Genomic DNA, 6,193 nt, shown 5'->3' with positions numbered 1-6,193 from the left:
TTGATACGTAAAGAGCTGCAGCTTCAGCGACGCTGTTCAATCCAACGATTTCCGCTTTACTCTTCTTTACTTTCACGGAATTCAACTCCTCTTTTTTCAGGAAGATGAGCGGTTTCTTCAACTTTTCAGCGAATTCGATTAATCCTCTTTCATTCTTTTTCAACTCGGTCGTGGCGAAAGCAACAACGTCTTCAAAGCTTCCACCAACCTCCTCAACAGCGTTTTTCACAGCTTTGGATATTTCTTCAGCTTTAACACCTTTTCTACATCCTATTCCGATAAACAAACCCTCCTGAAATTCCATTGCCGTAGTTATGACGGCTTTCATTCCCATTTCCTCAAGCTTTTTGGCAACCTCGTTTCCTCCGTGATGACCGCCGAGGATTGGAATTGCGTAACTCATTGATTTGTCAACGATCACGACAGCCGGATCTTCCCACTTGCTTTTGAGGAGGGGGCAGATTTGCCTAATCACTATCCCGCTTGGCATCATCGCAACTACACAATCGTAGTCGATAATTTTCTCCCAGATTCCCTTTTCGTATAGGAAAAGATCGGCTTTCAAAAACTTGGCGATTTTCTCAATTTTATCCCTGTCTTTTTCGAATCCAACAACCGCTATGCGTATAGTACCGACCTCCCCTCTCTTTTTAAACTTCTGCCTATAATTATCACAGCGGTCTTCTTTATCCTCGCTTTCTTTACCTTTTCCGCAATATCTTTGAGCGTTCCGACTATAACCTTCTCATCTTTCCTTGAAGCTTTGTAAACAACGGCAGCCGGCTCATCGAAGCCTCTATGTTTGGAAACCTTTTTTACGATATCGTCGATTTTATTAACTCCAAGAAGAATGACGAGAGTCGAGTTCGTTTTTGCGAATTCCTCAATCTCGTCCTCTTTTAGAGTTTTTCCAGCTGGTCTCGTTATTACAACCGACGGAACGTCCGGAGATGTCAATTCCGATTTCAAAGTAGCTGCTGAAGCAAACACGCTGCTAACTCCCGGAACGACTTCAACCTCTATCCCTCTCTTTTCGAGCTCCCTTATCTGCTCGTTTATCGCTCCGTAAATGCTTGGATCTCCACTTTGAAGTCTCACGACCTTTCTTCCTTCTCTCACAGCTTTTTCAATCAAGTCAACTATTTCCTCAAGCTTCATTCCGTAGCTGTTGACTTTTTCCCCTTTAAACTCCTTAAGAAACTCCTCTTCAACAAGAGATCCGGGATAAATTATTAGATCTGCCTCCTTTAGAAGTTTATAGGCTTTTAAAGTTAAGAGCTCGGGGTCTCCCGGTCCGGCGCCTACAAAGTACACTTTCCCTTCCATGCCACCACCATCGTGAAGTATGAAGCTTTATCTTCGGGTTTGCAAATCCTCTCTCCTTCCATGAATATTTTTTCAGCCTGAACTACTTCGAAACCGTCTTTTTTGAAAGTTTCTGAAATTTTCCTCGGATTTTTCGCTTTTAAAACTACCTTGAATTTCACTTCTTCAAATTCGGGAGTTGTAATTAGGAGAGGAGCGTTGACGAAGAGTTTCAGTTTAGAGAAGACCGATGTGAAGCTTGGTACTCCGGGAATCAGTTCGATTTCAACGTTCTTGTTCTTCTCCGTAACCTTCTCAGCAATTTTTTGGAATGTTGAAAAGAAGGCGACATCTCCAAGAGCTGCGAAAGCCACGTCTTTTTCAACGCATTTTTCGGCAAGTTCTGAGGAGAGCTCTTCTATAACTTCTTCCGCTCTCCCCATGGGAATTTTCACGAGCTTTGGCTCCCTTATTTTTCTCACGATCTCGTAAGCAAGCTCACCCGGGACTATCACCTCCTCGACCTCCTTCAGAATCCTATAAGCCTTCAGAGTTAAAAGCTCGAAATCTCCCGGACCTAAACTTACCCCGTAAAGCATCCGACCACCAGAAAAACCGGATTTAGGTTTTTGAAAGCAGTCCCTCCGGCAAGATCGTAGCTCTTGGAAATATTTACGATCACTATCTCTTCGAAAGCCTTTTTCTTCTTCAAACATTCCAAAGCCTTAACAGCAACTTCAACCCTTGCGGCAGAAATAACAACTTTTTTCGCGTTGCAAACCTCTATCATTTCCTCAAGGCTCTTAGTCCCTCCTATGAAAGCTATATCGCATTCGTAACTTTCGAAGAACTCTTTTCCATCTATGTTGAGAACCTCAACCTTTCCGTTGCCTTTAAACTTTTCTCTGAGGTTTTCGCAAATGTTCTTGTCGATCTCCACAGCGTAAACTTTTCTCACGTAAGGATAGAAAAATTCTGTTACGGCTCCACTTCCTGCTCCTACATCTGCGAAAATTTCATCTCCTTTCGGTTTGAGCTTCGAAAAAGCTACCCCTATGACCTCATCCTTCGTAAACTTCATCTCAAAGTAATTTAACTATTCATCAAAAAAATTTTACTCAAGTAGGAGAATCGCAACATTCCTGTTGTCCCCAACTTTTATCCCGAACTGCTCAACAGTTAATCCGACAGAGGAAAGAGTTGGTCTGACATCTTCCTGCCTCTTGCAATCTGGATAGCTGCACTCGTAGCACAAATCGCACCCTCCGGGAAATAGGACGAAGGCGAGGGGATACCTGTTGAGTAAACTTCTTTCAAACTCCACGAGTTTCTCCTGAGCTTTCCTCTTATCTTCAAAGTAGTTGTTAAATCTGAGGAGAATAGCGTATCCCTTTCTGTAGCTCCTTATGAACTCTTCGTAGTCTTCGGGAACGTTAGGAGGGCAGGAAAAGCGCTTACCGTAGTAGCTGCATCCGAACATGCACTTCCATCTCGCCCTTCTATCGATTTTCACGTTTTTCGGATCGAATTCGATAACCTCAGCGTCGAATTCGCTGAAGTACTCTCTTAGCTCTTCGATCATGGTTTCAAATCTGGGAGGGGATTAAAAAACAACCCCCTTCATTTCCACTGGAGAAAGCTTATAAAAATGATAAACAAACGGTAACTCTTTAAGCTAAGATTAAAAGGTTTTAGACGTTCCATCTATGGAAAGAGGTCACAAAAAAGTTTATAAAGAGTTACCAATACTGTAAATCATGCTTTCGATCAATCCGACTGTTATATCGAGGGACAAACCTTACACAAGGGAAGAGCTCATGGAGGTTATTAGACTGGCAATCATAGCCGAACACGACGCTATAAACCTTTACGAGCAGATGGCAAGATTTATCGAGGATGAGGACATAAAAAAAGTTTTCCTCGATATTGCAAGGGAGGAAAAGACTCATGTGGGGGAATTTACTGCTTTGCTGCTAAAACTTGATGAGGAGCAAGTTGAAGAGTTAAAAAAAGGCTTTGAAGAGGTAAAGGAGATGACCGGAATAGAGACGAAACTTAACGATGGAGGGAACGACTACTTCGAAGTTTTGAAAAAAGCGTTTATGGATGGAGTAGAGAGGGGAAGAAGAATTATCAACATTCTGCCTAAAACGAAGGTTCATGCTCAGAGTTACAGAGTCGATCTGATAGAATCTGGAGAAGTCGTTAGCGTCTCGAAAAAGGAGTTCAGGGAGATACCTCTCATAACCCAGAGGTTTTCCATTGGCATAAGGGAGCTGAAAGACGGAAGCTTCGACCCGTCGGTAGCGACAAGAGCTGGAGAGTTGATAGCTAAAGCGGAGGATAAACAGATACTTTCCAGATTCGATGCCGGGAAGAAGATGGAGCTTGGAGACTGGGAAACGAGTGATGAGTGCATAGAGCAGTTGATGAAAGCAGCCGGAGAGGTTTCGAAAGTCACGTCGGGAAAGCTTGCGATGATAATAAGTCCAGAAAGATTTTCGAAGCTGCTGAAAGTTCACGATAAGAGCGGAAAAACCGTTATCGAAGTTCTTAAGGAAGTGTTTTCTGGAGGGATTGTCGTTTCTCCGGAAGTGGAGGAGAAAGTGATAGTTTTTGCGAACACTCCGAGTGTTTTGGATGTTGTGATTGGTCATGAGCTTGAATTGAACGAAATCGGACCTGAAAACGACTCTGTTGTTTTCATGGCGATGGAAGCCCTTGACCTAAGGTTAAAAGATCCGAAAGCTGTTATTGTCCTCGAAAAATCAAAATAAATTTTTAAATAAATAAAAATTTTTAATAATATAGTTCAAAATTTGTCTTTATATCTTCAATCAAAAACGTTTAATAATTGATAGGGATAGGGTTAATGAGATGGAAAGTGATTTACTCAAAGCGGAGATTAAAGGTGTTTACGCAGCCACTACCGTCTTCGGCATGTCGCCAGTTGTCGTTCTTTCGCTGGAAGATGGTAGAATGCTTCCGATTTATATAGGTATTCCAGAGGCAGTTGCGATTTTTTCAGCTTTAAAGAATCAGACTCCTCCTCGACCGATGACCCACGATTTGATAGTTGAGATCATCCAAAGATTAAAAGCGAGAGTGGCGAGAGTCGTTATTGACGACATAATCGAAAGCACGTACTACGCTACCATCTACTTGGAAGTGGACAACATAGAAGTTGAAGTTGACGCAAGACCGAGTGACAGTATTGCTATAGCTTTGCGAACGAAAGCTCCTATTTTCGTGCGAAAAGCGGTGATCGACGAAGTTGGAGGAATAGACAAGATTCCCGACGATTACGTTGACTTCGAAAGTTTCGTTTAAAAAGAACAAAGTTTAAGTTTGTTCAGCGAAACTCTCTTTGTGTACGGCGTTTACGATCTTCAGAATTTTCACCTGAAAATTAGGGACTTGGAGCTTGGAATTTTCGAAGAAAATGGCTTCAGAATTTACAGAAGGGGCGATCTGAAGAAAGTCGTAGTAGCTGAAAGCGGGAGGGTTGTTGTTAACCCTGTTGAGCCGGTTAATTTACCTAAGAACATAACGAGATTCCTCCTGATCGAATTCGATAAGCCGATGGTGGTGGAGCCGAAGAGTAGTGGGAAGATAAGCCTAACATTTCCGATCGAAATTGCCGTAATACTGGCTGGGAAGAAAAGCTTTGAGGTTTTGGACGTTTTTAGCTTCGTTGAACCCAAGTACACCCTTTACGGAGACCCGAGGAGCGGTGTTATTTGTCGTTACTGGCGAAGCGAGATTTTTGAGGAAGAAGAGGACTTCGTCAAAGGTAGACTTGAGGTTGAGATAAGTAATTCGAGCAGTGAGTGGGTGGAAGTTGAGAAACTCGTTTTCGACGTTTACGGGATGAAGATATACTACGGTGAAAGCGTTGTGGCGTTTGCTGAAGTTAGAATTCTCTCGGAAAAAGTTGCTGAGACTGAGTTTGTGGATAGAAGAATCGGAAAGAAGTCTTTAGAGCTTTACACTGCCAGAAAGATCCCGATGGTAGGGAAAAAATTTGTTATGGAGTGGGGATTCTGATGGATTTGCTCGGTTTGAAGGTCTACGGAGATGTGACGGTTGCCGATGTTCTGGTTGTAGTGGCTGTAATTCTCTTTGCAGTAATTCTTGCGAAAGTCGTAACCCTAAACCTAAGGAGAGCTCTTGCTGACAAAATAAAGAGGGATCAGCTTGAGCTTCTCACGAAAATAGTTTACTGGAGCATAGTCGTTATAGCTTTGATTTCCGTCGCACCCATTCTCGGGTTGAACCTCTCCGGGCTTCTGGTGGCTGGAGGGATTGCCGGTATAGTCATAGGTTTTGCAAGTCAGAGCGTGGTTTCGAATCTCGTCTCTGGGCTTTTTTTGATGATAGAAAAGCCAGTAAGGCTTGGAGATCAGGTGGAAATCGAGGGAATTTCAGGTTTTATCGAGGACATAAGAATTATGTCAACGATCGTTCGAACCTACGAGGGGTTGTACGTTAGAATTCCCAACGAGAGGGTTTTTACCTCGAACATTGTCAATTACACGGGCAACGTTGCGAGGAGGTTCGAATACAGGATAGGGATAAAGTACAACGATGATGTCGATAAAGCTATGGAAATTATAAGGGAGGTCGTGGAAAAGCACCCCTTCGTTTTGAAACATCCGAAACCGGATGTTTTCGTTGAGGATCTTGGAGATAATGCGGTAATTCTTTCGGTGAGAATGTGGGCGCCAGCTACAGAGTGGTTCGGCGTGAGGATGAAACTTCTCAGAGATATAAAAAAGAAGCTTGAGGAGAACGGTATAGAGATACCGTTCCCGCAGAGAGTTGTTTGGTTCGCCAACGAGCTTGAGCTGAAGAAGTAAAATTTTTTATTTTCATTTGTTTTTATGAA

Annotated in this window: 9 protein-coding genes; 4 read left to right on the top strand and 5 right to left on the bottom strand. The window is 42.8% G+C overall.

From position 1 onward, the window contains the following. The 5 genes from F7C14_RS03425 to F7C14_RS03405 all read right to left on the bottom strand — a co-directional run. Nucleotides 1-565, bottom strand: a 565-nt coding sequence (locus F7C14_RS03425; protein WP_290899956.1) for a cobalamin biosynthesis protein, incomplete at its 3' end; no start/stop codon positions are given. Nucleotides 566-618: 53 nt separating this feature from the next. Next, a complete protein-coding gene (locus F7C14_RS03420) occupies nt 619-1,326 on the bottom strand; it encodes an SAM-dependent methyltransferase (RefSeq protein WP_290899954.1) in 708 nt (235 codons plus the stop codon). Next, nucleotides 1,302-1,904 (bottom strand): SAM-dependent methyltransferase, encoded by a 603-nt coding sequence (locus F7C14_RS03415; RefSeq protein ID WP_290899952.1) that lies wholly within the window; start codon nt 1,902-1,904, stop codon nt 1,302-1,304. The genes F7C14_RS03420 and F7C14_RS03415 overlap by 25 nt, the downstream gene beginning before the upstream one ends. After that, nucleotides 1,889-2,386 (bottom strand): rRNA adenine N-6-methyltransferase family protein, encoded by a 498-nt coding sequence (locus F7C14_RS03410; RefSeq protein ID WP_290899950.1) that lies wholly within the window; start codon nt 2,384-2,386, stop codon nt 1,889-1,891. Before F7C14_RS03410 ends, F7C14_RS03415 begins: the two co-directional genes overlap by 16 nt. 33 nt (nt 2,387-2,419) lie before the next feature. Then, complete coding sequence (locus tag F7C14_RS03405; protein ID WP_290899948.1) at nt 2,420-2,887, bottom strand: DUF2284 domain-containing protein; 468 nt, start codon at nt 2,885-2,887, stop codon at nt 2,420-2,422. A 175-nt stretch (nt 2,888-3,062) separates the two neighbouring features. On the opposite strand from F7C14_RS03405, the gene F7C14_RS03400 reads away from it, so the two are divergent. From F7C14_RS03400 to F7C14_RS03385, 4 genes are all read left to right on the top strand, one after another. Then, nucleotides 3,063-4,082 carry an encapsulin gene (locus tag F7C14_RS03400; RefSeq protein WP_290899947.1) on the top strand — a complete coding sequence of 340 codons (1,020 nt, stop codon included), beginning with the start codon at nt 3,063-3,065 and terminating at the stop codon, nt 4,080-4,082. 100 nt (nt 4,083-4,182) lie between these two features. Then, the gene (locus F7C14_RS03395) at nt 4,183-4,635 is read left to right on the top strand and encodes a bifunctional nuclease family protein (protein ID WP_290899944.1); all 453 of its coding nucleotides are present in this window, start codon (nt 4,183-4,185) and stop codon (nt 4,633-4,635) included. A 39-nt stretch (nt 4,636-4,674) separates the two neighbouring features. Then, nucleotides 4,675-5,352: a DUF432 domain-containing protein gene (locus F7C14_RS03390; protein ID WP_290899942.1), complete on the top strand. Its 678-nt coding sequence runs from the start codon at nt 4,675-4,677 to the stop codon at nt 5,350-5,352. Further along, complete coding sequence (locus F7C14_RS03385; RefSeq protein ID WP_290899940.1) at nt 5,352-6,164, top strand: mechanosensitive ion channel family protein; 813 nt, start codon at nt 5,352-5,354, stop codon at nt 6,162-6,164. Before F7C14_RS03390 ends, F7C14_RS03385 begins: the two co-directional genes overlap by 1 nt. Nucleotides 6,165-6,193 lie beyond the last annotated feature (29 nt).

This window comes from Ferroglobus sp. (assembly GCF_015521575.1).
Lineage (GTDB): Archaea > Halobacteriota > Archaeoglobi > Archaeoglobales > Archaeoglobaceae > Ferroglobus.
This window is presented reverse-complemented; position numbering and strand designations above follow the sequence as displayed.